The sequence below is a fragment of the Marinobacter sediminum genome (genome assembly GCF_016820575.1).
Taxonomy (GTDB): Bacteria; Pseudomonadota; Gammaproteobacteria; order Pseudomonadales; family Oleiphilaceae; genus Marinobacter; species Marinobacter sediminum.
In genome coordinates this window covers 854,871-877,760 of sequence record NZ_JAEMQH010000001.1, presented here as the reverse complement: position 1 = coordinate 877,760, position 22,890 = coordinate 854,871, and the positions used below count along the sequence as shown (strand labels likewise).

Genomic DNA, 22,890 nt, shown 5'->3' with positions numbered 1-22,890 from the left:
CGCTTATTCCGTCTCTTTGAGTACTTTCATCCGGACGCCCATGGGCGGTACTTCTTCACGTTCAACCAGGATATCAAGCAAGCACGGGCCGGGCCGCGCAAAAATCGACGCCAGATCAAGCTCATGAAGCTCTTCCAGCGTCGCAATCCGGTAAGATTCCACACCAATGGCTTCCGCCATCTTCGCGTAATCGACGCAAGGCAGCTCATTGGCGATCTGCTCTGCACCGCCCAGCGCCTGGCCATGGCGAATCATGCCCAATGATGAATCGTTCAGCACCACCATCAGCACGTTGCAATTCTCCTGGGCTGCGGTGGTGAGCTCCTGGCCCGACATCAGATAGCTGCCATCGCCCGTCACACACAAAACCGGTTCATCGCGAGCTGCCATAGCAATACCCACCGAAGCCCCTATGGCCCAGCCCATCGACGCGAAGCCAACCCCAATGTGGAACAGGTTCCGGGACGCCAAAGGCCGCCCAGGCTGCCCAACATTCCAGTGGTGGATGCCCCACAAAAAGCTGTTGCCAGTGTCGAACAGGGTCCGCGTTGTTTCAGGGCAGGCCTTGCTCAAATAGGTCATGAGTGCCGGCGCCTTTACCGGACCCGAAGTCGCAAAGCAGCTTTCCCGAAAGCGGCCTTCGACGAATTCCGGAACGCCGTCGGAAGTACCCCACACAGTTGGGCGGGCCTTGCCTTGCCCCCCGACCAACTCCTTTAACAGCGCGTCGACAACATATCGGGGCTCGCCCAACACAACATGCCCCGCCATGGTTGCCCGGGTTAGGTGCCCCGGGTTTCCGGACAGGTGAATCAGGCGCGAGGACAGCAGGCCATCGGGACTCCAGCCCGCCGTGGAGACCTCGTCGAGGGCAGCGCCAATCATGATCACCCTGTCCGCATTTTCAGGCTTCAGCACATCGGTTGCGCATTGATGGCCGGCAAAACCGAAAACGCCCCGGTATTGTGGGTGAAAACTGTTCACCAGGCCCTTACCCCGGGGTGTGGTTACCAGATTCCAGTTCCGCAGCTCCGCTAATTGTATCCATTGGTCTGCCGAGTGGATGGCATCCTCACCCAGCACAATGGTCGCCTGCATCACATCGGTGAGATCACTGACCACCCGCTGGACCGAGCCTGAATCCGGCACCACTTCGTTAGGGATGAAGGCGCTCAGGCCTAACGCCATTGAGGCGTCTTCAACAGCATGGCGCATAACATCCAGCGGAATGGCCAGGTGCACTGGCCCGGGCTGTTGGCCCAAGGCATGGCTTAAGGCGTGCAGCAGCTTGGATTCCAGCTGTTCAGGGTGGGAAACCAGTGTGTTGTAGCGGGTACAGCCGGAAAACATGTCCAGGGTATTGATGCCGGTACAGGAGGATTCTTGAAAAGCACCTTGGCCAAATCGGTTCAGAGAAGTCTGCGCTGTAATCACCAGCATCGGGATGTTGTCGGCGTAGGCATTTGCCACCCCAGTGAGCAAATTGGTGGTGCCGGGTCCGGCCGTGGCACAGCAAACCCCAATCCGGCCCGTCTCCCGGGCATAGCCATCGGCCATGAAGGCAGCGCCGGTCTCGTGGCGCGCGGTGACTGCCCGGATACCACCCTGACGCTCACTCCGCGCGAGTGCGTTATACAACGGCTCAATGCTGCCCCCGGGCACACCGAACACGTAAGCCACTCCCAGGCGCTCGAGGTACCTCAGAATCAAATCACCGCAATCAAGCATAAGCTATTCATCAATCAGTAGAGGGCGCACGAAGGCTGTTTGCCTTCCTGCATGTTATTCGTTCAGGGGAACCGGCATCGCGATGCCATAACCTTGTGCGTAGTCGAAGCCGAGCTTGGTGAGGCAGTCTTTCACGTCATCGTTTTCGACAAATTCGGCAATGGTTTTCAGTCCGGCGGCGTGGCCAATGCGGTTGCAGGCGTCGACGATCCCCATATCAATCGGATCGGCGAGCAAGTTCTGAATAAAGCCCCCATCCACCTTCAGGTAATCAATCGGCAGGGCTTTGAGATAAGTGAAGGAACTCATTCCGGTGCCAAAGTCATCTAGGGCAAACTCGAAGCCCTCTTTACGGGCTCGCTCGATAAACTCGATCGTATCGTTTAAATGCGCAATAGCAGACGTTTCGGTGATTTCAAAGCAGATCCGGGCAGGCAAGATCGAATACTCCTGAACCTTGCTGTGGATGAATTGGAACAGCTCACCATCGCTTAGGGAGCCGCCAGAGAGATTGATGAAAAAGGTACCGGTGGATTCCCGGCCCAGCCCAGTGCGGTCCAGGTAGGCGAATGCCAGGTCAATGACCCGGCGGTCAATGCGCGGCATCAGGCCGAAGCGCTCGGCGGCCGGAATAAAGGCGCCCGGGGGCACAGTATCGTCACCGTCACGCAAGCGCACCAGAAACTCGGTGCGGAAACCATCAGCACTGGCTTCCTGCAAGGGGATCATTTCCTGGTGGTACAAGAAGAAATCGTCGGATTGCAGGGCGCTCTGCAGGCGACTGGTCCAGTGCATATCGCGCTGGCGCTGCTGCATGTTCAGGTCACTGGTTTCATACACCTGAACGTTGTCACGACCCCGGTCCTTGGCGGCGTAGCAGGCCAGGTCGGCGTGGCTGAGCAGTTCGCTCGCCGTTTTGTAATGACTCCCCATGATGACCATGCCCACACTGAGGGAGACGGCGAACGGTTTATCCTCCCAGACAAAGCGGTACTCGCGGACCTCTTTGCACAGGTTTTCAGCCACCTTGCGGGCATCCACCGCGTCACAGTTGCGCAGCAGCACCCCAAACTCGTCCCCACCTAAACGCGCCAGGGTATCGGAAGTTCGGAGCCGCTGGCCGAGCACTTTCGAAAGCTGCTTGAGCAGTTCATCGCCGGCCATGTGGCCGCAGGTGTCGTTGATGATTTTAAATTGGTCCAGATCCAGGTACAGCAACACGCATTCGCGGGCGGACTTGCGGGAATCATGGAGGGACTGGATCAGCTGGCGTTCAAACTCACGGCGATTGACCAGATCGGTCAGGCTGTCGTGGTAGGCCATGTGTTCCAGTGTCGATTCAGCACGTTTTTTGGCAAGGCGGACGGACACTTCCCGCATCTCTCGCTGAATCGCAGGAATCAACCGGCTCAGGTTGTCCTTCATGATGTAATCCTGGGCGCCGGCCTTCATCGCACTTACCGCGACGTCCTCACCAATCAAACCGGACACGATAATCACTGGCAAATCAGGCGCATATTGGTGGCTCAGCTCCAACACACGAAACGAGGTAAAACCGGGCAAGCTATGATCGGTAATGACCATGTCCCAGGTTTCTTCCATGAGCGCGGTTTCCATCGCGCTCTCGCTGTCCACCACTTTGTAGTACGGCTCGATACCTCCCTTTTTCAGAGCGCGCAACAGGAGGAAGGTGTCATCCTCAGAGTCTTCAATCAGCAACACCCGAAGGCGGCCTTTTATGTCACTCACCAGCACTACCTTTTCAGAATGATCGGGATGAGCCGACCATAGGAACTTGATTTACAGTTAACCAATAACGGGCGAGCAGGCACATCTGCTCACTGAACTTACTATAGTCAATCTGCTTGGTAACGAAGCTATTAGCGCCCAGACGATAGGCTTCGCGCAGTTCGTTCGGCTCATCCGACGAAGTCATCATGACCACTGGAAGCCAATCCGTCTGTGGTGACGACCGGATACGCCGCAGCACCTCGAGGCCACTGACCTTCGGTAACTTGAGATCTAAGAGAATCACACCAAGGGTGTCGACTTGGGGTGAACGTTTACTGCTTTCGGTGCCAAAGAGAAATCCCAGGGCGGCCTGGCCGTCCTCCTGAAGAATAATGGGGCTATGACTGCTCGCCTTCCGGAGCGCCCGCATCGTCAGGATCTGGTCATCTGGGTTGTCTTCGACAACCAGAATTGAACACTCTCCCTTAGCCATACTCTCTCCGATTCTAGCGGGTTGCCTGTTGTTGCAACCCTGACTCCGCACCACGCTCTGGCCGGGGCAACTCTACATAGAAGCAAGCACCGCTGTCGATTGGCGATTCCGCGAATACCCGGCCGAAATGGCGCCGTACCACACGATCTACCGTGGCAAGCCCCAAACCCGTTCCGGAGAATTGGGCCGGAGTGTGCAAACGGTTGAAAGCCACGAACAGCTTGTCGACATACTTCATATCGAAGCCCACCCCATTGTCCTTCAATGCGATGGTAATACTGTTGTGCTCTTCACACGCAGACACATCAATCGCTCTTTTCTCGTTTTTTGAGGTGTATTTCCACGCGTTCTCCAACAGATTCTGGAAAGCAATGCGTAACATGCGCTCATCGCCAACCACCTGCATGTCCGGCTGAATGGTCACTTCCGACGGCACTGTATCGGTAGTGTCCTGCAATTCCTCAAGGATTTCCGCCAGCATCGCACTCAGGTCAACGCGCTCGACCTCCATGGCCTGCCGACTGACGCGGGAAAGTACCAGCATGCCATCAATCAGGCCTCCCATTCTCACCGTGGCCGCCCGAATTCGGGCCAGGTAGTCGAGCCCCGTATCGTCCAGCTGATCCCGGCAGTCCTCTTCAAGGGCCTGACCGAAACCTTCGACGGCTCTCAGCGGCTGACGCAAATCGTGGGACACCGAAAAACTGAACGCTTCCAACTCACGGTTAGCCAGACTCAGCTCCGAGGTTCGTTCAGCAACCGTGCGCTCCAGGTCATTCTTGCTCTGCAGGATTTTTTGGTTCTGCTGCTGGATGGTGCCAATCATCTCGTTAAACGCGCTGCCCAGGATGCCCAGCTCGTCTTTCCCATAGACCGGCACCCGAATGGAATAGTCATGTTCATTGGAAATCCGATCGGCGGCATTCGAGAGCTCAACGATGGGCTCCGATATCAGCCGCTGAAGACGCGAGGCCACCCAGATCAATAGCACTAGTATCCCGACGCCGACGCTGAACGATATGACGATGAAGGTCCAGATGTGCTCCCGAAGCACCTCGAGCCGGGACATCAGATAGAACTGCCCAACAATATCTCCATCCAGCGTTACCGGCTCAAGCAGGCGATAGTAGTCGCCCACGAACCCCACCGCCGGATCCACATCGAGGCTCGGACAGGGCTCGTAGCCTGTTCCATTCAAGGCGCTCATGACATCGCCGGAAACGTTGTAAACACAGACCTGCTCGATGGTCTCGATCTGATTCAAACTGGAGAGTATGGTTTTAACCTGCTGACTGTCCTCAAACAACAAGGCGGCCGCCGATTGCTCCGTCAGGATATCCGCAATCACACCCAGCTCGGACTCAAGCTGCGCCTCGTAGGTGCGATTTTCCACCACAACCAGGCTGGTACAGACGAGCAAAATACCCAGGGTGCTGATGGAGACCGTCAGCAACAGGAGCTTGGTTCTCAGGGGCCAGTACTGCCAGCGCCAGTGGTTGCTCATCGGATTACCCTTAAGGCGAGTTCCAGCAACCGGGAGTTGATCTGGAGGCCGGCCTGCTGGGCTGACAGCAGGTTAATCTCGAAGCGGATGACGTTGCCTTCCTTGACGTAGCCAATGATCCCCCCTTCATCCACGAAGTCGGGGATCTCACTGATGGTCAGAATTTGCCGTGCATGCGCATAGTCGGTGATCTCGGCAAGATCACGGTCTTTGCCAGCACCCACGAACAGCACCTGGCAGCGATCGATCTCTTCCAGCGAGGCGGGATAGTTCAACTCCAATGCACGGCCCTGGGACACCCGGCCATTCAAATTTTGGAGCACCCCGCCAAACGGGTCTCGACCAAATACACAAATGGTTAGTCGAGCCCCTTCTTCAGAAGGCTCAGACCAGGTGATGAGTCGGGTGAAGTTGTAGAGAAATGCTGCCTTTACCTCATATTCGGAACGCACTGATCCGTAGGCCGTCCCCAGGGTCGACCACAGCAGCATCGCTATGAGAAATTTTAAAAACAACTGAGGGCAGCCCCCGGCCACATGCATTATCGAACCCTTACCTTGAACGACGTACGCTCTGTACGTTCGGCAAGCCAGCCCGGAGTGTGTCGATCCATCGCAATCAGTAGTCGGCTTGTTGAAAGGCTTTTCGCTTATAACCCACAATGCCGGAATTGTTCCACGAAGGTTAGCATCGGTGGTCTTCGCGTCAATAAACGGTTGGTTAAGAAGTGTTTTCGGATGTGTCTGAGATAGCACTGCCGTGATCAATCTGAGACTCTATACGTTTCCCCAGCCTCTTGTCTCGATAGCTACCTTTATTAACTATGAAAACAAACCTGATTACCCGCGCCGGATTCGACAAGCTGCAACAGGAACTGGATTTTCTCTGGCGCACCGAACGGCCGGAGGTCACCCGGAAGGTGACCTGGGCTGCCAGCCTCGGTGACCGGTCAGAGAACGCAGACTACCAGTACAACAAGCGCCGCCTGCGCGAAATCGACCGACGAGTGCGCTACATCCGTACCCGCCTGGAGAGTGTCAGGATTGTGGACTATTCCGAGGTGCAGGAAGGCCGGGTCTTTTTCGGCGCCTGGGTCCGGCTGGTGGATGACGAAACCTCCCTGACTTTCCGAATTGTCGGCCCCGATGAGATCTACGAGCGTAAGGATTTCGTGTCTATCGACGCCCCCGTTGCCCGCGCATGCCTCAAGAAGGAGCCTGGCGACGAGGTATCGGTGCGAACACCCACTGCTGAAAAGCTCTGGTGGATTGACCAGGTGTGGTACGAAGAAAACGGCTCGGTTTAACGAAAAAAACCCCGTAATAACGGGGTTAAGGCTAGCGCTGTGCTGGAGAGTGAAGCGGGCCGTGTTGGTCGCCCGCCTCAAATATTACAGCTTCTATTATGCACGCCCGGGGTTACAACAGCGTGGCCGGTGAATTACCTTTTGTTCAGGTGTGCCCGCGTACTGAAAAACGGGAATTAGGTTGTACACTCTAGGCTCTGGCGCTATTTTGCGGGAATAGATTTCCCTGAAGATTCGCAAACACGGAGCCTGTCCATGAACACCCAGAAATTGCTGAATATTGCCCTCGATGGTATCGACACCCTCGGCTATCGCCTGGACCAATACGGCATCACCGGCAAGGTTAACCGCCACAATATTGCGGCCTTCCTGGCGGCTGAGCAGAAGCACCTTGAGGGCGAGTGGGACAGCATTCAGGCCAAAGTGGATCGTCGCCGGTCTCAGGTTGAGCACTTCACCCAGGCGATTGAATCCCGAGCCGAGGCCATTTTTGGACCGGTTTTCGAGCGGGTTAACCGTTTCCGCGCCAGCCAGTAACCCTGACCTCAGGCGTCACTGGCCTCGGTGGGAGTGGGTGAGTTATCCCCGCCTACTCCAGCGGTTTGCTCCATCGTCGTCGCTTTGATGCGCTTGCGGACACCGGTGAATGCCGGCATGTGAACCGATACCGTCAACCCGGGCGCGTCCGCATCCGGCTGAGTATCACTGAGCACAATCCGGCCCTGATGGATCTCGGCAACGGCACTGACCAGACTCAGACCCAGACCGTTGCCAGGCAATGAGCGGCTCTTACCCACCCGGTAAAAGCGCTGGAACACCTGCTCTTTCTCGTCGTCAGGTATGCCGATACCGCTATCGCGCACTTCGAAGATCGATTCCTCGCCCTCTCTGCGGACCGCCACCCCGATAACACCCTGTTCTGGCGTATATTTGATCGCGTTATCAATCAGGTTGCTGACCATCTGGAACAGCAAATCCCGGTCACCCTCAATCATCACACCCTTTTCCACGTGCTGCTCGAACCGCTGCTCCTTGTCTTCAGCCAGCGCTTCGTACAACTCACAGGCGTCTGCAACCAGCTCATCCAGGGCAACCGGCTTCATATCGGCGGCATTGCCACGGGTTTCCAGGCGGGCAATTCGCAGCAGCGCGTTGAAGGTGGCCAATAGCTGATCGGCTTCGGCCACGGCACGGCCGGCCTGCTCTCGCGCCTCGTCGTTATCGACGGACATCAGGGTACTTTCCAGCTGGTTTCTCAGCCGAGTCAGTGGCGTCCTCAGGTCGTGGGCAATGCTGTCGGAAACATGGCGGATACCTTCCATCAGGTACACAATCCGATCGAGCATCTGGTTCAGGTTTTCTGCCAGCTGATCGAAATCGTCTTCGGTGCCCCGGGTGGGGATGCGCAGGGAAAGATGCCCGTTCATGATTCGACGCGACGTGTTGTTGATCACCTCAATGCGCCGGGTGGTGCTGCGGCTCATCAGGAAGCCACCAAGAAGGGCCAGGGCCAGGGTTATGCCCATCCCCCAGTTGATGGCGGTCTCAATGACCCGCTTCAGGTTGGTGAGCTCATCGACATCACGCCCTACCAGCAATCGAAGACCACCCTGCACCTCAAAGATGCGGGCACGGGCCAGGCGTTTCGGGCCATTCCAGCCTATATCTTCATTCAGGGTGAAGTTAATCCAGCCACTTTCTGATCGGGCCCCCTGGGGCCAGGACTCGATATTACCGGCCAATTTCAGGAAGTCATCGGTGGTGAGAAGGTAAATCGACTTGGCGTTCGGGTCGCGGGCGACCCGTTCGCGAATGATGGTGATCAGGCCGTTCACGCCACGGCCGCGATACTGCTCTGCCAGACCGGCAATTTCCGCTTCGATGGTTTCATCGGTCTGAGCGGTCATGAAACCCGCTGTACGCCAATAGATAAAGGCCAGCAAAATAAAGACTGAGGTGGCAAACACCACCATGTACAGCAAGGCTAATTGGAAGGACGAGGTCCTGAGCTGACTAAGCAGTTTCACGCAACATGTACCCTGCACCCCGGATGGTTTGCAGCAGGGGTGTTTCGAATTCCTTGTCGATTTTCGCCCGCAGGCGGCTGATGTGCACGTCAATCACGTTGGTCTGGGGATCGAAATGATAGTCCCACACCTTCTCCAGCAGCATGGTCCGGGTGACCACCTGGCCGGCGTTACGCATCAGGTATTCCAGCAGCCGGAATTCCCTGGGCTGGACATCAATGTTCTGGCCCGCACGCTTTACAGTCCTCGCCAGCAGATCCATCTCCAGATCGGCCACCCGCAATACCGTTTCGGTTTCCGGTGTCTGGCGGTTACGACGCACCAACGATTCAATCCGGGCCAGCAGTTCGGTAAAGGAGAACGGCTTGGTGAGATAGTCATCACCACCGCCGCGCAGACCTTCAACGCGATCGTCCACGTCGCCCAGTGCACTCAGGATCAGCACCGGCACCTGGTTTCCCGTAGCCCGCACTGTTTTGATGATGGACAGTCCGTCCATGCCCGGGAGCATCCGGTCCACGATCATGATGTCGTATTCTTCACTGGCCGCCATCAACATACCGTCTTTCCCGTCGGCGGCATGGTCCACAACGAAGTCAGACTCTCTTAGCCCCTTCACCAGGTAATTTGCTACGTCCTGATCGTCTTCGATTACCAGTGCTTTCACCGGCCTACCTCCCGTAAACGGATTACGATTTTTAAAGCTCAAAGTAATGACAGGGTACGAAGAAGTAAGTGGCCGAGCCAGTTACGATCTTGTAAGAGGGTGTCGCCTATGGCGACGGTCACCCCTGCCCCCTAAACCACGCCAGACTATCCCCGGTTGCTCCGGAGGGCCGGTATTCCGCGCTGACCCAGCCTTCGTACCTCACGCTGTCAATCGCTGCAAAAACATTCGAAAAGTTAATCTCGCCGGTGCCGGGCTCGTGTCGCCCGGGATTATCGGCGAACTGAATGTGGCCTATCCACGGTAAAAGGCACTCCATGGACCTTATCAGGTCGCCTTCCATAATCTGCATGTGGTACAGGTCGTATTGCAACCTTACGTTGTCGCCATCCACTTGCTCAATCAGCGCCAGCACCTTGCCGCTGGTATCCAGCATAAAGCCCGGCATATCCACTCGGGAATTGATGGCTTCCAGACACAGGGTAATGTCCTCGGCGGCCAGTTTCTCCGCGGCGTAGGCCACGTTTTCAACCAGCGTTTGCCAGGCCAACTCCTCGGACACAGACTCCGGCCGCAGCCCGGCCAGGCAGTTCAGTTGCCGGCAGCCCAGCGCCTTGGCGTAGTCGATCGCTTGATCGACTCCGGCCCGGAATTCCTCGATCCGCTCGGGCAGACAGGCAATACCCCGCTCACCCGCATCCCAGTCACCCGGTGGCAGGTTGAACAGTACCTGAGTCAACTCATTGTCACTGAGCGCCCGACTCAACAAGTCTTTTGGATAGGCATAGGGAAACAGGTATTCGACCCCCTCAAACCCCGCGGCACGGGCGCAGGCGAAGCGTTCTGTGAAATCCACCTCGGTAAACAGCATGGACAGATTGGCAGCGAAGCGTGGCATGGTGTTACTCCTTCGGCCCGCGGCCGAGGGATCCCAGCAACGCTCCGTTCAGATGTTCCAGTTCCAGCAGCAAACCGCTGTGGTCGACATCACTGTGGCCATTGGCAACCAGTGACAGGTATTCATTATGCACCTGCTGCGACAGCGGCAGGGTCAGCCCCTCGTCGCGGGCTTCATCCAGGATCATGCGCATGTCCTTGAGCTGGATCCTGGCCGGCGCTCCGGGCGCAAAATCCCGATCCAACATGCGCTGTCCGTGCAACTCCAGAATTCGGGAGCCTGCGAAGCCACCCATCAGGGCCTCACGTACGGCAGCCGGGTCGGCGCCGCCTTTGGCGGCCAGCAGCAGTGCTTCCGAAACCGCACCGATAGTAATGCCCACGATCGCCTGATTCGCCAGCTTGGCTAACTGACCAGACCCAACGGGGCCGATCCTCGTACACCGCCCCAAAGCCTCGAACACCAACTGTGCCCGCGCAACGTCTTCCTCGGAGCCGCCGGCCATGATACTCAGGCGCGCCTCTTGCGCACCGACCGTACCGCCTGACACCGGAGCGTCTACATAGCCTGCGCTCCGTTCAGCAGCGAGCTTGGCGTGTTGGCGAGCGACAGACGGCTGCACGGAACTCATATCAATCAGCAGGGCACCAGGCTTAAGCGCGCCAAGAACACCTTGGGCAACCAGAACCCGATCTACAACCTCGCTGTTCTCCAGCATGGTGATGACCACATCAGCGTTGGCCACGGCCTGTTCGGGCGTGTCAGCGATAGCAGCCTCACCGGCAAACGGCTCACATTTGCTGGCGGTGCGATTCCACAAAGTCATGGGGAAACCGCTGTCCAAGAGGTTGCGGGTCATAGGCCCGCCCATAAGGCCAATACCCAGAAAAGCAATGTGCGGTCGTTCAGCGGTCATAACCCAAAGTCCCCTGCAGTCGTCTCAAGTGTTGTTTGCGGACATCGATTATACAAACAAAAACGCCACCAACCGGAACGGTGGTGGCGTTTGCAGGGATCCGAGTTCGGAAGGGCCAGGGTCAGGCGGTTTCGGCCATCTGATTTCGAATCTTTTTCATGGCGTTTTTCTCAAGCTGGCGAATACGCTCAGCAGAAACGCCGTACTTATCGGCCAACTCGTGCAGCGTAGACTTGCTATCCGAGAGCCAGCGTTCCCTGAGGATATCTTGGCTACGCTCATCCAGGTTCTGCAGCGCCTCCATCAGGCGGCCATTTGAATCTTCAGTCCAGTTCGCGTTTTCCAGCTGGGTGGCTGGATCACTGCGACGATCCTCAAGATAGTAGGCCGGGGCCTGATAGGCGTTGTCCTCGTCATCGTCCATCGGGCCATCAAAGGCGGTGTCATGGGATGATAGCCGGCCTTCCATTTCGCGCACGACCCGGGGCTCTACGCCCAGATCAGCGGCGACCGCTTTCAGCTCTTCATGGTTCAACCACGCCAGCTTTTTCTTCTGGCTGCGCAGGTTGAAGAAAAGCTTACGCTGGGCTTTGGTGGTGGCCACTTTCACGATGCGCCAGTTGCGCAGGATGAACTCGTGGATCTCGGCCTTGATCCAGTGCACGGCAAACGACACCAGACGCACACCGTATTCGGGGTTGAAACGCTTAACGGCTTTCATCAAGCCGACGTTACCTTCCTGAATCAGGTCGGCCTGGGCCAGCCCATACCCGGAATAGCTCCGCGCAATATGGATGACAAAACGCAAATGTGACAGCACCAGCTGACGAGCAGCCTCAACATCGCCGTCGTAATGAAGTTTTTCAGCAAGATCCCGCTCTTCTTCCGCGGTGAGCACCGGAATGCGTCCCGCCGCCTGGATGTACGACTCGAGATTTCCACCCGGAACCAGTCTGTCAATGAGCTGTAAACTCGTACCCATGCCTTAACCTCCGAACCTGACGGCCAGTAAATATAACAACTGGTGCTTTGACCGCCAAGACCCAAATAAGTTCCCGAAAATTCCAGTAACTCGTTAAAAATCAAATGCCTGGAAAATTCACTAAGGTTTTCTCTAGCTTCAAACTACGCCAGACCTCTCTGCCTTTTCAATACGGTTTTTCCGCTATCCAGATCATCCGCCAGCAATTTCGCCCGGCTCAATGTCATCCAGATGCCGTTTTACGGCAACCCAAGCGCCTAGCCAGCCTAACAGCATCGCAACGATTATCAACGCCAGCGCGCCATCGACATTAAGACCATTCAAGGTGAATTCACTTCGATACAGCTCTGCCAAACGTTCAATCGGCCCACTGAGCCACCAAAGGGACAGCTGCAGAAGGATGAATGCGACCACCCCACCCCCAAGGCCAAACCATGCGCCGGTATACAGGAACGGCCGCCGCACAAAGGCGTCAGTTCCGCCCACTAGCTTGGCCACCAGGATTTCGTCCCGACGGCTTTCGATCGACAACCGCACAGTGTTGCCGATGACCAGAACAACTGCCGCCGCCAGCAACAGGGACAGCGCCCAGACCGCACGTGCCAGAAGGTCCGTCATTGCATTCAGGCGCTGCAACCAGCCCAAATCAACCTGCACCCGCTGCACGCCATTCATGGCCTGGATAAAGTTCACCAGACCTTCAACGCCCGCCTCGGAGCGGGCGCCTTGTTCTGGGGTAATCAGCAACGTATGCGGCAGTGGATTGTCGTCCAGATAGTCCAGCGCTTCTTCAAGACCAGAAGATGTCCGAAATTCCGCCAGCGCCTGATCGCGATTGACCAGTTCCACCCCGGCAACCCTACCGTCGGACGCGATTTCCTCTCGCAGCTCGCGGGCGCGCTCCTCTGGCAATTCCAGCTGCAGGTAGGCGGTCAGACGGGCACTGCTTTCCCAACCCGCACTCATCCCTTCCAGGCTGGTCAGCAGCAACAACAGCGCCACGGGCAGCGCCAATGCCACCCCCATCACGGCCCAGGTCATGAAGCTGGCCACGGGGTTGCGCCAAAGTCGCTCGGCACTGTCCCGAGCCACTTTCCGGTGGTGATTGAGGTAGCTTTCTGCCTGCTGGCGCCAGGGCGAGCGGGAAGCCGCCGCGCCACGGGCCGCCTCAGGCTTTCGGCGTGGGTCAGTGGCCACTTACACCCCCTGAGGACGGCTGGCCACCGGCAATCAGGCGACCGTGATCGAGGGTCAAAGTGCGACGCCCCATCTCGTTAATCAGGGCAATGTCGTGAGTAGCGATCAGCACGGTGACACCCACCTGACTGAACTGGCCAAACAGGTTCATGATGTCGGCCGACAACGCCGGATCCAGGTTACCGGTAGGCTCATCTGCCAGCAGCACCGGTGGCTTGTTCACCACCGCCCGTGCAATGCCCACACGCTGCTGCTCCCCGCCTGAGAGCTGCATCGGATTCATCTTTTCCTTGCTGAGCAGCCCAACCTTGTCGAGGGCCGCCCGCACTCGCCTTCCGGTATCCCGCGGTGACGCTCCCATCACTTCCAACGGCATGGCGACGTTGTCGAAAACGGTGCGATCGAACAACAGCTGGTGATTCTGGAAGACCACGCCAATGTGACGCCGGATGTAGGGAATCTGACGGCGAGGCAACCGATTCAAAACCTGACCGCCTACGATCAGCTCCCCCGCGCTCGGTCGCTCCATCACCATAATCAGTTTCAACAGCGTGCTTTTCCCGGCACCGGAGTGGCCGGTGAGAAACGCCAGCTCGCCCCGATCCAGGCCAAAATTCACCTGGCGCAGGGCGGTGTGGTCACTGTCGTAGCGCTTGGTCACCTGGCGGAATTCAATCATGGCAGGCTGCAGCTCCGGTCGTGCCGAGGTTTAATCAAACAGGGCATCGACAAAGGTTTCGGCGTCGAAACTGCGCAGGTCATCCACCTGCTCACCCACGCCAATAAAGCGGATGGGCAACTGCAACTGGCGAGCAATGGCAAACACGATACCGCCCTTGGCGGTGCCGTCGAGCTTGGTCAAGGTAATACCACTGACACCGACCGCCTGCTGGAACACCTGGGCCTGGCTGAGGGCGTTCTGGCCGGTACCGGCATCCAACACCAGCATTACTTCATGGGGCGCGGTGTCGTCCAGCTTCTTCATTACCCGGACGACCTTCTCCAGCTCGTTCATCAGGTTATCTTTGTTCTGGAGACGGCCAGCGGTGTCGGCGATCACCACATCCACCTCACGGGATTGGGCCGACTGGATCGCATCGAAAATCACCGACGCACTGTCAGCACCATTGTGCTGGGCTACCACTGGAACGTTATTACGCTCGCCCCACACCTGCAGCTGTTCAACGGCCGCGGCACGGAAGGTGTCACCGGCGGCCAGCATGACCGACTTGCCGTCGTTCTGGAACTTCTTGGTCAGCTTGCCAATGGTGGTGGTCTTGCCGACCCCATTCACACCAACCATCAGGATGACATACGGCTGCTTGCCAGAATCCACCTCCAGAGGTTTGGACACGTCTTTCAACAGGCCGTGAAGTTCGTCCCGCAGGGCCTTACGCAGCGCTTCGCCATCCTTGAGCTGGTTACGCTCAAGCTTGTCGGTCAGCGATTCAATGATTTCCGAGGTGGCGGTAACACCCACATCCGCCATCAGCAGGGTGGTCTCAATTTCCTCGAGCAGGTCCTCGTCGATCTTCTTGCCCACGGAGAACAGATCGGCCATACCACCTGTCAGGCTGGCCCGCGTTTTTCCCAGGCCCTGCTTGATGCGCTCGAAGACACTGAGCTGGGGTTCCGGCTCTGGAGCTGGTTCGGGTTCTGCTGCCGGCTCAGGGGTAGCGACAGGCTCAGGGGCCTCGACTGCTTCAGGCCTGGCGTCGGCCGGAGCCGATTCTGCCGCAGGGCCTTCTACACTCGCCTTTTCTGTACTGGTTTTTCCCGCAGGCTCGGCCGGTGCGGGCCCTTTGGCCACCTCCGGCTTGCGCTGAGGCACCGGCTTGGGACGCGGTACCCGGCTGCGATTGCCGGCAATATCCAACACGAAAACGAGTACGAGAAGGGCCAACAGGCCAATTGAAATCCACTCTGCCGTCATAAAGTCATACCATCAATCCGAATGGGCGGGAGAAATTAGGCCGACATTCTAGCAGACTGTCCTGCCGAAGTGAGGGTTGCCGGAATTATCCCGCCCGCCCCGGTTTCCGCTACCATACGGGCTACGCACTGACACAGACAGGTTGCTGGAGTTAACTAAATGGCACGCAAAAAACCCGCCGGCCGGGGCTCGCTCAATTCGCCCGGCCGCGGCTCCCAGGGCTCCGGAGGCGGCATGGGTGAACTCCGCATCATCGGCGGTGACTGGCGCAGCCGAAAACTGCGCTTTCCCGACGCCGGCGGCGTGCGACCCACGCCGGCCCGAACCCGTGAAACCCTGTTTAACTGGCTGTCGTTTCACACCGCTGGCAACGACTGCCTCGACCTGTTTGCCGGCTCGGGCGCTCTGGGCCTGGAAGCGCTGTCCCGGGGGGCCGGCGCCGTCACACTGGTCGATCACACGCCGAGCCTGGCACGGGCACTTCGGGATAACCTCCGGCTGCTGAAATCAGACCGGGGCACGGTGGAGTGCGCCAGCGTCGACAGCTACCTGGCCCACCGCACCCGGGATCCGTTCGACATCATCTTCATGGACCCACCCTTTCGCCAGGGCTGGCTCGAGACCATCCTGCCCGTACTGGACGATCAGGGCTGGGTAAAACCGGGGGGATGGGTCTATCTGGAGCATGAAAGCGAGAGAGCGAGTCCAACCGTACCGGCCCACTGGCATTTGCATCGCCAGAAGACCGCAGGCCAGGTTACCTATTGCCTGTTTCGCGTCAGCCCTGAGCAGGAACACACCGCCTGACGGAATCACTGGGCGGGCATTCGACCACAAAAAACCCCGCCGAAGCGGGGTTCTCAGTTCAGGCTGCGGGCTTGAGTGAATAGGCTCGCAGGTGCTCGGCGAACTCTTCCAGATAGCGAATGCCACTGGCCTCCGCCTCTTTGCACCATTCCATCAGCGCGTTCAGCTTTTCCTGGGGTTTGAGACCACGCTGACGCCACAGCGCCTGCAGTTCGTGGCTCTTGTCGTAGATCTGACGCAGCATGGCGTTTCGTTCAAGGACAGATTCCAGGGTTTCCTTTTCTTTCGGCTGAATCAGCGTGATTTCACGTGACAACAGCTGCTTGAGCTTGCGATAACGCGGCCAGATTTCGTCATCCATCAGCGCTCGCTGCTGACGCAGTGCTGGCTCCATGACGCGCTTGCGGTACTGGCGCATGATGTCGAACCGGTTGTTGGCGATGGCCTGTACGGTTTCAACATCCACTTCCTGCTTGCCCGGCACATGATGGGCAATCGGCCGGTATCCCTTGGGCTTAGCCATGCCAAACAGCTGGAACAGACGGATGTAACCCCAGCCAATATCCACTTCGTACCACCGCCGCGAAAGCTTGGACGAGTTCGGGTAGGTGTGGTGGTTGTTGTGCAGCTCTTCACCGCCAATCAAAATTCCCCAGGGAGAGATGTTGTGGGCATTGTCGGTGCACTCGAAGTTGCGGTAGCCAAACCAGTGACCAAGGCCGTTCACGACGCCTGCGGCCCAGACTGGAATCCACATCATCTGCAGGGCCCAGATCCAGATGCCATGCACGCCGAACAGTGCCAGGTTAATCACTGCCAGCAACGACACACCCAGCATCTTGTAGCGGCTGTATACATTGCGTTCAATCCAGTCTTCCGGGGTGCGCTGGCCATAACGCTCCAGGGTTTCCGGCGTGGCTGCAGTGGCGTAAAGCTCAGCACCCTCGAACAGCACCTTCTTGATGCCCAGTACAACCGGACTGTGAGGATCGTCCTCGGTTTCACACTTGGCGTGATGCTTCCGGTGAATCGCCGTCCACTCCTTGGTGTTCTGAGCCGTGGTGAGCCACAGCCAGAAGCGGAAGAAGTGCTTCAGAACGGGGTGCAGGTCCAGCGAATTGTGGGCCGAATGGCGGTGCAGGTAGAGCGTTACACTCACAATGGTGATGTGGGTCATACCCAGCGCAACCAGAATCAGTTGCATCACCGACAGGTCAAGAAGACCGTTAAACCACATAAAAAAATCCTCAAATCAATTCAGCGACTTGCGCCATTCCCGAAGGAGAGAGAACCGGAGAGTATCAGACCTTCGTAGGGGGGCAACAAGCCAATGATGCCACTTTAGCGTACAGGTGTTCGCTGTCACAACCGTATTTGGCTGCAATTTTGTTACTGATTACACTGAGTGTGTTTCCAAATTAGCCTTGGTCTACCAACCAGCCGACAACCCTAACTGCCCGGAGTGTCACCGCGTGCCCGAATTACCCGAAGTTGAAACTACCCGGCGCGGCATCGCCCCCCATTGTGAAGGGCAGCGCATCATCCAGGTCACGGTCCGTAATGCCAGCCTGCGCTGGCCGGTACCGGATGACCTGGCCGAACGCCTCGAAGGCCAGACCATCCGCTCCGTGGATCGGCGTGCCAAGTATCTGTTTCTGAACCTGGACGGCGGCACGGTGATTGTTCACCTGGGCATGTCCGGCAGCCTGCGCGTCATTTCCGACCAGGCGCCGCCTATGACCCACGATCATGTCGAGCTTAAGTTACAGAGCGGTGTCGTCCTTCGCTTTAATGACCCGCGACGGTTTGGTTGCTGGCTGTGGTCAGACGCCGCCGACAGCCATCCGCTGATTGCCAACCTGGGACCCGAACCCCTGTCAGCGGAGTTCAACGGAGCCATGCTGTACCGGCTATCCCGGTCCAAAAAAACCCCGGTCAAGTCGTTCATCATGGATAACCACGTGGTGGTGGGCGTGGGCAACATCTACGCCAACGAGGCCCTGTTCAAGGCCGGCATTCACCCCAGACGGCAGGCTGGGCGCATCAGCCTGGACCGCTACCACCTGCTCGCCGAGGCGATCCGTGAAACCCTCAGCGCGGCCATACTGATGGGCGGAACCACCCTGCGGGACTTTGTTAACAGCGATGGCAAACCGGGCTATTTCGCCCAGTCACTGCTGGTGTATGGACGAACCGGCGCTCCGTGCCCTGAGTGCGAGACCGCTTTAAAGGAAATCCGGATGAACAATCGTTCCACTGTCTACTGCCCCCGCTGTCAGCGATAGCCAACGACACAAATGCACAATTTGCAACGAAAAATCGTTTGAAAATACGCAAATATGATTCATAGTTAACAGAGATTTCATGCCCTTCATTTAAACTGGGAGGCATATTCAGCGTCCACTCGGCGTCCAGAAGGGTGCGGTCGGCACAATCGGGCGCGACAGAAACCACAGGGGCGACAAGTTCAGGAGACAGTACGATGACTCGAAAGATTTCCCGCACACTGATGGCCACGCTGGCCGCCTGCCTGTTGGCGTTTTCTTCTGTCGGACATGCCAAGGCGGTGGACGAAAGTCCCTCTGCGCTGGCGATGACCGGTGATGCCATTTTCGCCCGCCCGTTACTGCTGGCCACCACTGTTATTGGTAGCGCCGTCTACCTGGTGTCACTGCCGTTCTCATTGCTGGGCGGGAATGCCGGAGAAGCTGGCGAGGTCCTGGTCGTGGGTCCTGCCAAGGCGACGTTTGTTCGCTGCCTGGGCTGCACGCGGGTTGGCCGCAAGCCAGAACCGGTTCAGCAAAGCGCCGAGTAACACCGCAACGAATCCGTACTATCCCGGCTTGCCAAGGCCGGATTTCTGCGGCAGCCTGAAGAAAAATCTTTAGGCTGTTTGTGCTTATGGTGAATTGGTCCTCGCTGGAGACGGTGTTCCTCGACATGGATGGAACCCTTCTCGATCTGCATTTTGACTCCCATTTCTGGCTGGAACACTTGCCCCTGCGCTACGCAGAGCGGCACAACCTCGCCCATCAGGACGCCAAAGACTATGTCATTCCGATGATCATGGCCGAACGCGGCACCCTGAACTGGTACTGCACCGACTATTGGAGCAACAGGCTGGCCCTGGACATCACCGAACTGAAATCGGAAGTGGGCGACAAGATTGGTTACCGCCCCCACGTCATCGATTTCCTCGACGCCCTGCGCGAGTCGAGCCTACGCACAGTGATTGTCACCAACTGCCATCCGGATCCCCTGAGACTGAAACTGGAACGAACCGGGCTGGACCAGCGGGTCGATGACATCGTATCCAGTCACCAGCTCGGACGCGCAAAGGAAGACCGGCAATTCTGGCAGGATCTGCATCAACTGGCGCCTTACCAGGCCAGCTCAACACTGATGGTGGACGACAGCTTCCCGGTTCTTGAAAGTGCCCGCGATGCCGGCATTGCCCAGTGCCTGGCGATCCTGGCACCCGACAGTCAGCAAGCAGCGCATGAGAAGCACCCGGACATTCCCGGAATTCACCACTTCGACGAAGTGCTGCCCGCGTTGCGTCAGCGTCAGTCTCTGCCATCCGGTCGGTGAGCAGGTTATAATCAGTTCAGGCGTTCATCAGGCGAGGAGACATGGCGGCACCCACCACTGACGACAACCGCGTAAGACTCGACAAATGGCTCTGGGCCGCGCGTTTCTACAAAACCCGCTCCCTGGCCAAAGAAGCCATTGAAGGCGGCAAGGTCCACTACAACAGTCAGCGCTGCAAGCCCGGCAGGATGGTGGAAGCCGGCGCAAAGCTGACCCTGCGACTGGGCTGGCAGGAAAAAGTCATCATCGTTGACGACATCAGCGACCGTCGTCGGGGCGCCCCCGAAGCCCAGAAGCTTTATCACGAGACTGACGACAGCATTAAAAAACGGGAAGACCTCGCGTGGCAACGCAAGACCATGCAGGCCGCCCAATTACCACCGGCGCGGCGACCGTCCAAGAAAGACCGCCGTGACATCCAGCGCTTCCGCGAGCAGAACAACATCTGACTCTTTTCCAGCGCAACGCGCCGAACGACCAAAACCGGGCTCGGCTCTGAGCCCAACTCAGTTTTTTTCAGGAGATACACCATGGCATCCCGTGACCAATTCCAGCGCTTTATCTTTGAGGACAGCCAAGTCCGGGGCGCCTGGGTCCAACTGGGGGAAAGCTTCAAAGAAATCGGCAGCCAGGCCCCCTATCCCGATTCCGTTCGCGGCCTGCTGGGCGAGGCGCTGGTGGCCAGCGTGCTGATGAGTAGCACCCTCAAGTTCGAAGGCACTCTGTCTCTGCAGGCCCAGGGCGAAGGCCCGCTCCGCACCCTGATGGCTGAATGCAGCCATGACCGCTACATTCGCGGCCTGGCCCGCTTCGATGAGCACGCCGTGAGCGAAGAAAACCTGCACAACATGCTCGGCGAGGGCCGAATGGCGATCACCATCACCCCGAACAAAGGCAACTGCTATCAGGGCGTCGTACCTCGGGAAGAAAACAGCCTGGCCGGCTGCCTGGAGGAATACTTCGAGCGGTCCGAGCAAATTGCCACCAGCCTGATTCTATTCGCCGATGAGCACAGCGCAGCTGGCCTCCTGCTGCAGCGCATGCCGGGCACCACAGAACAGGACGACGACCTTTGGGCGCGAGTCAATCACCTGGCCCGCACCGTGGAGGCGTCAGAGCTGCTGGAGCTGGACAGTGAAACCGTCCTGCACCGGCTGTTCCACGAGGAAACCGTGCGCCTGTTCGAACCCGAGACCGTTGCCTTCCGGTGCAGCTGTTCCCGGGAACGGACCCTGGGTGCCCTGGAAGCGATTGGCAAAGATGAGTGCTACAGCATCCTGGATGAACAGGGCCAGATCGACATGGACTGCCAATTCTGTCACGCACACTATCGCTTCGATAGGAACGATATTGATCATCTTTTCACCGGTCACACGTTACACTGACACCTTCATGCACATGCCCGGAACCCGCTCATGGCGCGGCTTCCGGGGCAGTCGTTTTTTACCGGCGCCTCTGGCATAATAGCGCGCCTGAATTGACCCGATTGTTCAGATTTCCGCCAAATTTTGGGGGCGGCCTGAGCAATCACGAAGACATCCCAAGGGCGAGGTCGAAGTGAGCAACACTTATAATGATCTGAGTACAGCACAACTGGTCGAGCAGGCACTGGCACGTAACGAAGGCCAGCTAGCTGCTAACGGTTCACTGGTTGTGAAAACCGGTGAGCGCACAGGCCGGTCTCCCATGGACCGCTTTATCATCGAAGAGCCGAGCACCGCTGATGATATCCACTGGGGTCCGATCAACCGCCCGTTTGACGCCGAAAAGTTCGACGCCCTCTGGGATCGTGTTGAGGCCTATATTGCCGAAAAAGACCAGTTTGTCTCTCACGTTCACGTCGGCTCCGATCCCGAGCACTACCTTCCGGTCAAGATGACCACCGAAACCGCGTGGCAGAACCTGTTTGGTCGCAACCTGTTCATTCGTCCGGACAGCTACAATCCGGCCGACAAACAGGAATGGCAGATCCTGAACGCCGCCAACTTTGAGTGCGATCCCGAGCGCGATGGCACCAACAGCAACGGCACGGTCATGATCAACTTCGCCAAGCGCAAGGTCCTGCTGGCGGGCATGCACTACGCCGGCGAAATGAAGAAGGCCATGTTCTCCGTGCAGAACTTCCTGCTGCCGGAAAAAGACGTTCTGCCGATGCACTGCTCAGCCAACGTCGGTGAAGACGGCCAGACCTGCCTGTTCTTTGGCCTGTCCGGTACCGGTAAAACCACGCTGTCCGCTGATCCGAATCGCTTCCTGATCGGTGACGACGAGCACGGTTGGGGCCCCGGCACGGTATTCAACATCGAAGGTGGCTGCTACGCCAAGTGCATCGACCTGTCACAGAAGAACGAGCCCATCATCTGGGATGCGATCCGCTTTGGTGCCATCGTTGAAAACGTCACCATCGATCCGGAAACCCGCGAACCGGACTACACCGACGTCTCGCTCACCGAAAACTCCCGTTGCGCCTACCCGCTTGAGCATGTGGAAAAGCGTGTGCTTGAAAACCGTGCCGGAGAGCCTTCGCACATCGTCTTCCTGACGTGCGACATGACCGGCGTCTTGCCCCCGGTATCGATCCTGACCAAAGAAGCGGCGGCCTACCACTTCCTGAGTGGTTACACCGCGCTGGTCGGCTCCACCGAGATGGGCTCATCGTCCAAGCTCAAGTCCACCTTCTCCACCTGCTTTGGCGCGCCGTTCTTCCCCCGTCCGGCTGGCGTATACGCCGAGCTGCTGATGAAGCGGATGGACGAGTTTGGCAGCAAGGTGTTCCTGGTCAACACCGGCTGGACCGGCGGTCCTTACGGTGAAGGCCAGCGCTTCAGCATTCCGACCACCCGCGCCATCATTGCCGCCATTCAGAACGGCGATCTGGACGACGTGGAAACAGAGCACCTGCCGACCCTGAACCTGGACGTACCCAAGTACATCCCCGGGGTAGACTCCTCGCTGTTGAATCCACGTAACACCTGGACCAGCCCAGAGTACTACGACGGCAAAGCCGCCGAGCTGATCTCCCAGTTCGTTGAGAACTTCAAGAAGTTCGACGTCTCTGACGCGATTGTTGAGGCCGGCCCGAAGCTCTAAGCCAGCCCGAACGAAAAAAA

General features: G+C 57.9%; 23 protein-coding genes. 9 read left to right on the top strand and 14 right to left on the bottom strand.

From position 1 onward, the window contains the following. Positions 1–3 precede the first annotated feature (3 nt). Genes FGO67_RS03875 through FGO67_RS03855 form a run of 5 tightly spaced genes read right to left on the bottom strand, consistent with a single transcriptional unit; the run spans position 4 to position 5,908 of the window. The gene (locus FGO67_RS03875) at positions 4–1,728 is read right to left on the bottom strand and encodes a thiamine pyrophosphate-binding protein (protein ID WP_203299392.1); all 1,725 of its coding nucleotides are present in this window, start codon (positions 1,726–1,728) and stop codon (positions 4–6) included. A 54-nt stretch (positions 1,729–1,782) separates the two neighbouring features. Beyond that, positions 1,783–3,477: an EAL domain-containing protein gene (locus tag FGO67_RS03870; RefSeq protein WP_338039532.1), complete on the bottom strand. Its 1,695-nt coding sequence runs from the start codon at positions 3,475–3,477 to the stop codon at positions 1,783–1,785. 13 nt (positions 3,478–3,490) lie between these two features. Then, on the bottom strand, positions 3,491–3,952 hold the full coding sequence (locus tag FGO67_RS03865; protein ID WP_203299391.1) for a response regulator: 462 nt from the start codon (positions 3,950–3,952) through the stop codon (positions 3,491–3,493). 13 nt (positions 3,953–3,965) lie between these two features. Next, a complete protein-coding gene (locus FGO67_RS03860) occupies positions 3,966–5,456 on the bottom strand; it encodes an ATP-binding protein (protein WP_203299390.1) in 1,491 nt (496 codons plus the stop codon). Beyond that, positions 5,453–5,908, bottom strand: a complete 456-nt coding sequence (locus FGO67_RS03855; RefSeq protein WP_203299389.1) for a YfiR family protein — start codon at positions 5,906–5,908, stop codon at positions 5,453–5,455. Before FGO67_RS03855 ends, FGO67_RS03860 begins: the two co-directional genes overlap by 4 nt. 371 nt (positions 5,909–6,279) lie before the next feature. Between FGO67_RS03855 and greB the strand changes: the two genes are divergently transcribed. Then, a complete protein-coding gene (gene greB, locus FGO67_RS03850) occupies positions 6,280–6,762 on the top strand; it encodes a transcription elongation factor GreB (RefSeq protein ID WP_203299388.1) in 483 nt (160 codons plus the stop codon). A 255-nt stretch (positions 6,763–7,017) separates the two neighbouring features. Beyond that, positions 7,018–7,299 (top strand): hypothetical protein, encoded by a 282-nt coding sequence (locus FGO67_RS03845; protein ID WP_203299387.1) that lies wholly within the window; start codon positions 7,018–7,020, stop codon positions 7,297–7,299. A gap of 8 nt (positions 7,300–7,307) precedes the next feature. Here the strand turns inward: FGO67_RS03845 and FGO67_RS03840 are convergent, their stop codons facing one another. The 8 genes from FGO67_RS03840 to ftsY all read right to left on the bottom strand — a co-directional run bounded on the left by FGO67_RS03840 (position 7,308) and on the right by ftsY (position 15,382). Next, positions 7,308–8,789 carry a HAMP domain-containing sensor histidine kinase gene (locus FGO67_RS03840; protein WP_338039531.1) on the bottom strand — a complete coding sequence of 494 codons (1,482 nt, stop codon included), beginning with the start codon at positions 8,787–8,789 and terminating at the stop codon, positions 7,308–7,310. Next, complete coding sequence (locus FGO67_RS03835; RefSeq protein ID WP_138438388.1) at positions 8,776–9,456, bottom strand: winged helix-turn-helix domain-containing protein; 681 nt, start codon at positions 9,454–9,456, stop codon at positions 8,776–8,778. The genes FGO67_RS03840 and FGO67_RS03835 overlap by 14 nt, the downstream gene beginning before the upstream one ends. 118 nt (positions 9,457–9,574) lie before the next feature. Beyond that, complete coding sequence (hyi, locus tag FGO67_RS03830) at positions 9,575–10,354, bottom strand: hydroxypyruvate isomerase (RefSeq protein ID WP_203299386.1); 780 nt, start codon at positions 10,352–10,354, stop codon at positions 9,575–9,577. 4 nt (positions 10,355–10,358) lie between these two features. After that, positions 10,359–11,270, bottom strand: a complete 912-nt coding sequence (locus FGO67_RS03825; RefSeq protein ID WP_203299385.1) for an NAD(P)-dependent oxidoreductase — start codon at positions 11,268–11,270, stop codon at positions 10,359–10,361. Between the two features lie 121 nt (positions 11,271–11,391). Next, a complete protein-coding gene (gene rpoH / locus FGO67_RS03820) occupies positions 11,392–12,252 on the bottom strand; it encodes an RNA polymerase sigma factor RpoH (protein ID WP_203299384.1) in 861 nt (286 codons plus the stop codon). A 192-nt stretch (positions 12,253–12,444) separates the two neighbouring features. After that, positions 12,445–13,449, bottom strand: coding sequence for a permease-like cell division protein FtsX (gene ftsX, locus FGO67_RS03815; protein ID WP_203299383.1), 1,005 nt, complete (start codon positions 13,447–13,449; stop codon positions 12,445–12,447). Beyond that, positions 13,439–14,128: a cell division ATP-binding protein FtsE gene (ftsE, locus tag FGO67_RS03810; protein WP_203299382.1), complete on the bottom strand. Its 690-nt coding sequence runs from the start codon at positions 14,126–14,128 to the stop codon at positions 13,439–13,441. The genes ftsX and ftsE overlap by 11 nt, the downstream gene beginning before the upstream one ends. A gap of 30 nt (positions 14,129–14,158) precedes the next feature. Continuing rightward, positions 14,159–15,382, bottom strand: a complete 1,224-nt coding sequence (gene ftsY / locus FGO67_RS03805; RefSeq protein ID WP_203299381.1) for a signal recognition particle-docking protein FtsY — start codon at positions 15,380–15,382, stop codon at positions 14,159–14,161. Positions 15,383–15,541: 159 nt separating this feature from the next. Here ftsY and rsmD point away from each other — a divergent pair, with 159 nt between their 5' ends. After that, positions 15,542–16,189, top strand: a complete 648-nt coding sequence (gene rsmD / locus FGO67_RS03800) for a 16S rRNA (guanine(966)-N(2))-methyltransferase RsmD (protein ID WP_203299380.1) — start codon at positions 15,542–15,544, stop codon at positions 16,187–16,189. Between the two features lie 58 nt (positions 16,190–16,247). Here rsmD and FGO67_RS03795 read toward each other — a convergent pair whose 3' ends face one another. Further along, on the bottom strand, positions 16,248–17,426 hold the full coding sequence (locus FGO67_RS03795; protein WP_203299379.1) for a DesA family fatty acid desaturase: 1,179 nt from the start codon (positions 17,424–17,426) through the stop codon (positions 16,248–16,250). Between the two features lie 235 nt (positions 17,427–17,661). On the opposite strand from FGO67_RS03795, the gene mutM reads away from it, so the two are divergent. From mutM to FGO67_RS03765, 6 genes are all read left to right on the top strand, one after another. Then, entirely contained in the window at positions 17,662–18,474 is an 813-nt protein-coding gene (gene mutM, locus FGO67_RS03790) for a bifunctional DNA-formamidopyrimidine glycosylase/DNA-(apurinic or apyrimidinic site) lyase (protein WP_203299378.1), read from the top strand. A gap of 197 nt (positions 18,475–18,671) precedes the next feature. Continuing rightward, complete coding sequence (locus FGO67_RS03785) at positions 18,672–19,004, top strand: hypothetical protein (RefSeq protein WP_203299377.1); 333 nt, start codon at positions 18,672–18,674, stop codon at positions 19,002–19,004. Positions 19,005–19,090: 86 nt separating this feature from the next. Beyond that, positions 19,091–19,780: a GMP/IMP nucleotidase gene (gene yrfG, locus FGO67_RS03780; protein ID WP_203299376.1), complete on the top strand. Its 690-nt coding sequence runs from the start codon at positions 19,091–19,093 to the stop codon at positions 19,778–19,780. A 41-nt stretch (positions 19,781–19,821) separates the two neighbouring features. After that, positions 19,822–20,229: a ribosome-associated heat shock protein Hsp15 gene (gene hslR, locus FGO67_RS03775; RefSeq protein ID WP_041342202.1), complete on the top strand. Its 408-nt coding sequence runs from the start codon at positions 19,822–19,824 to the stop codon at positions 20,227–20,229. 81 nt (positions 20,230–20,310) lie between these two features. Further along, positions 20,311–21,165, top strand: coding sequence for an Hsp33 family molecular chaperone HslO (hslO, locus tag FGO67_RS03770; RefSeq protein ID WP_203299375.1), 855 nt, complete (start codon positions 20,311–20,313; stop codon positions 21,163–21,165). A 172-nt stretch (positions 21,166–21,337) separates the two neighbouring features. Further along, the gene (locus tag FGO67_RS03765) at positions 21,338–22,870 is read left to right on the top strand and encodes a phosphoenolpyruvate carboxykinase (protein WP_203299374.1); all 1,533 of its coding nucleotides are present in this window, start codon (positions 21,338–21,340) and stop codon (positions 22,868–22,870) included. Positions 22,871–22,890 lie beyond the last annotated feature (20 nt).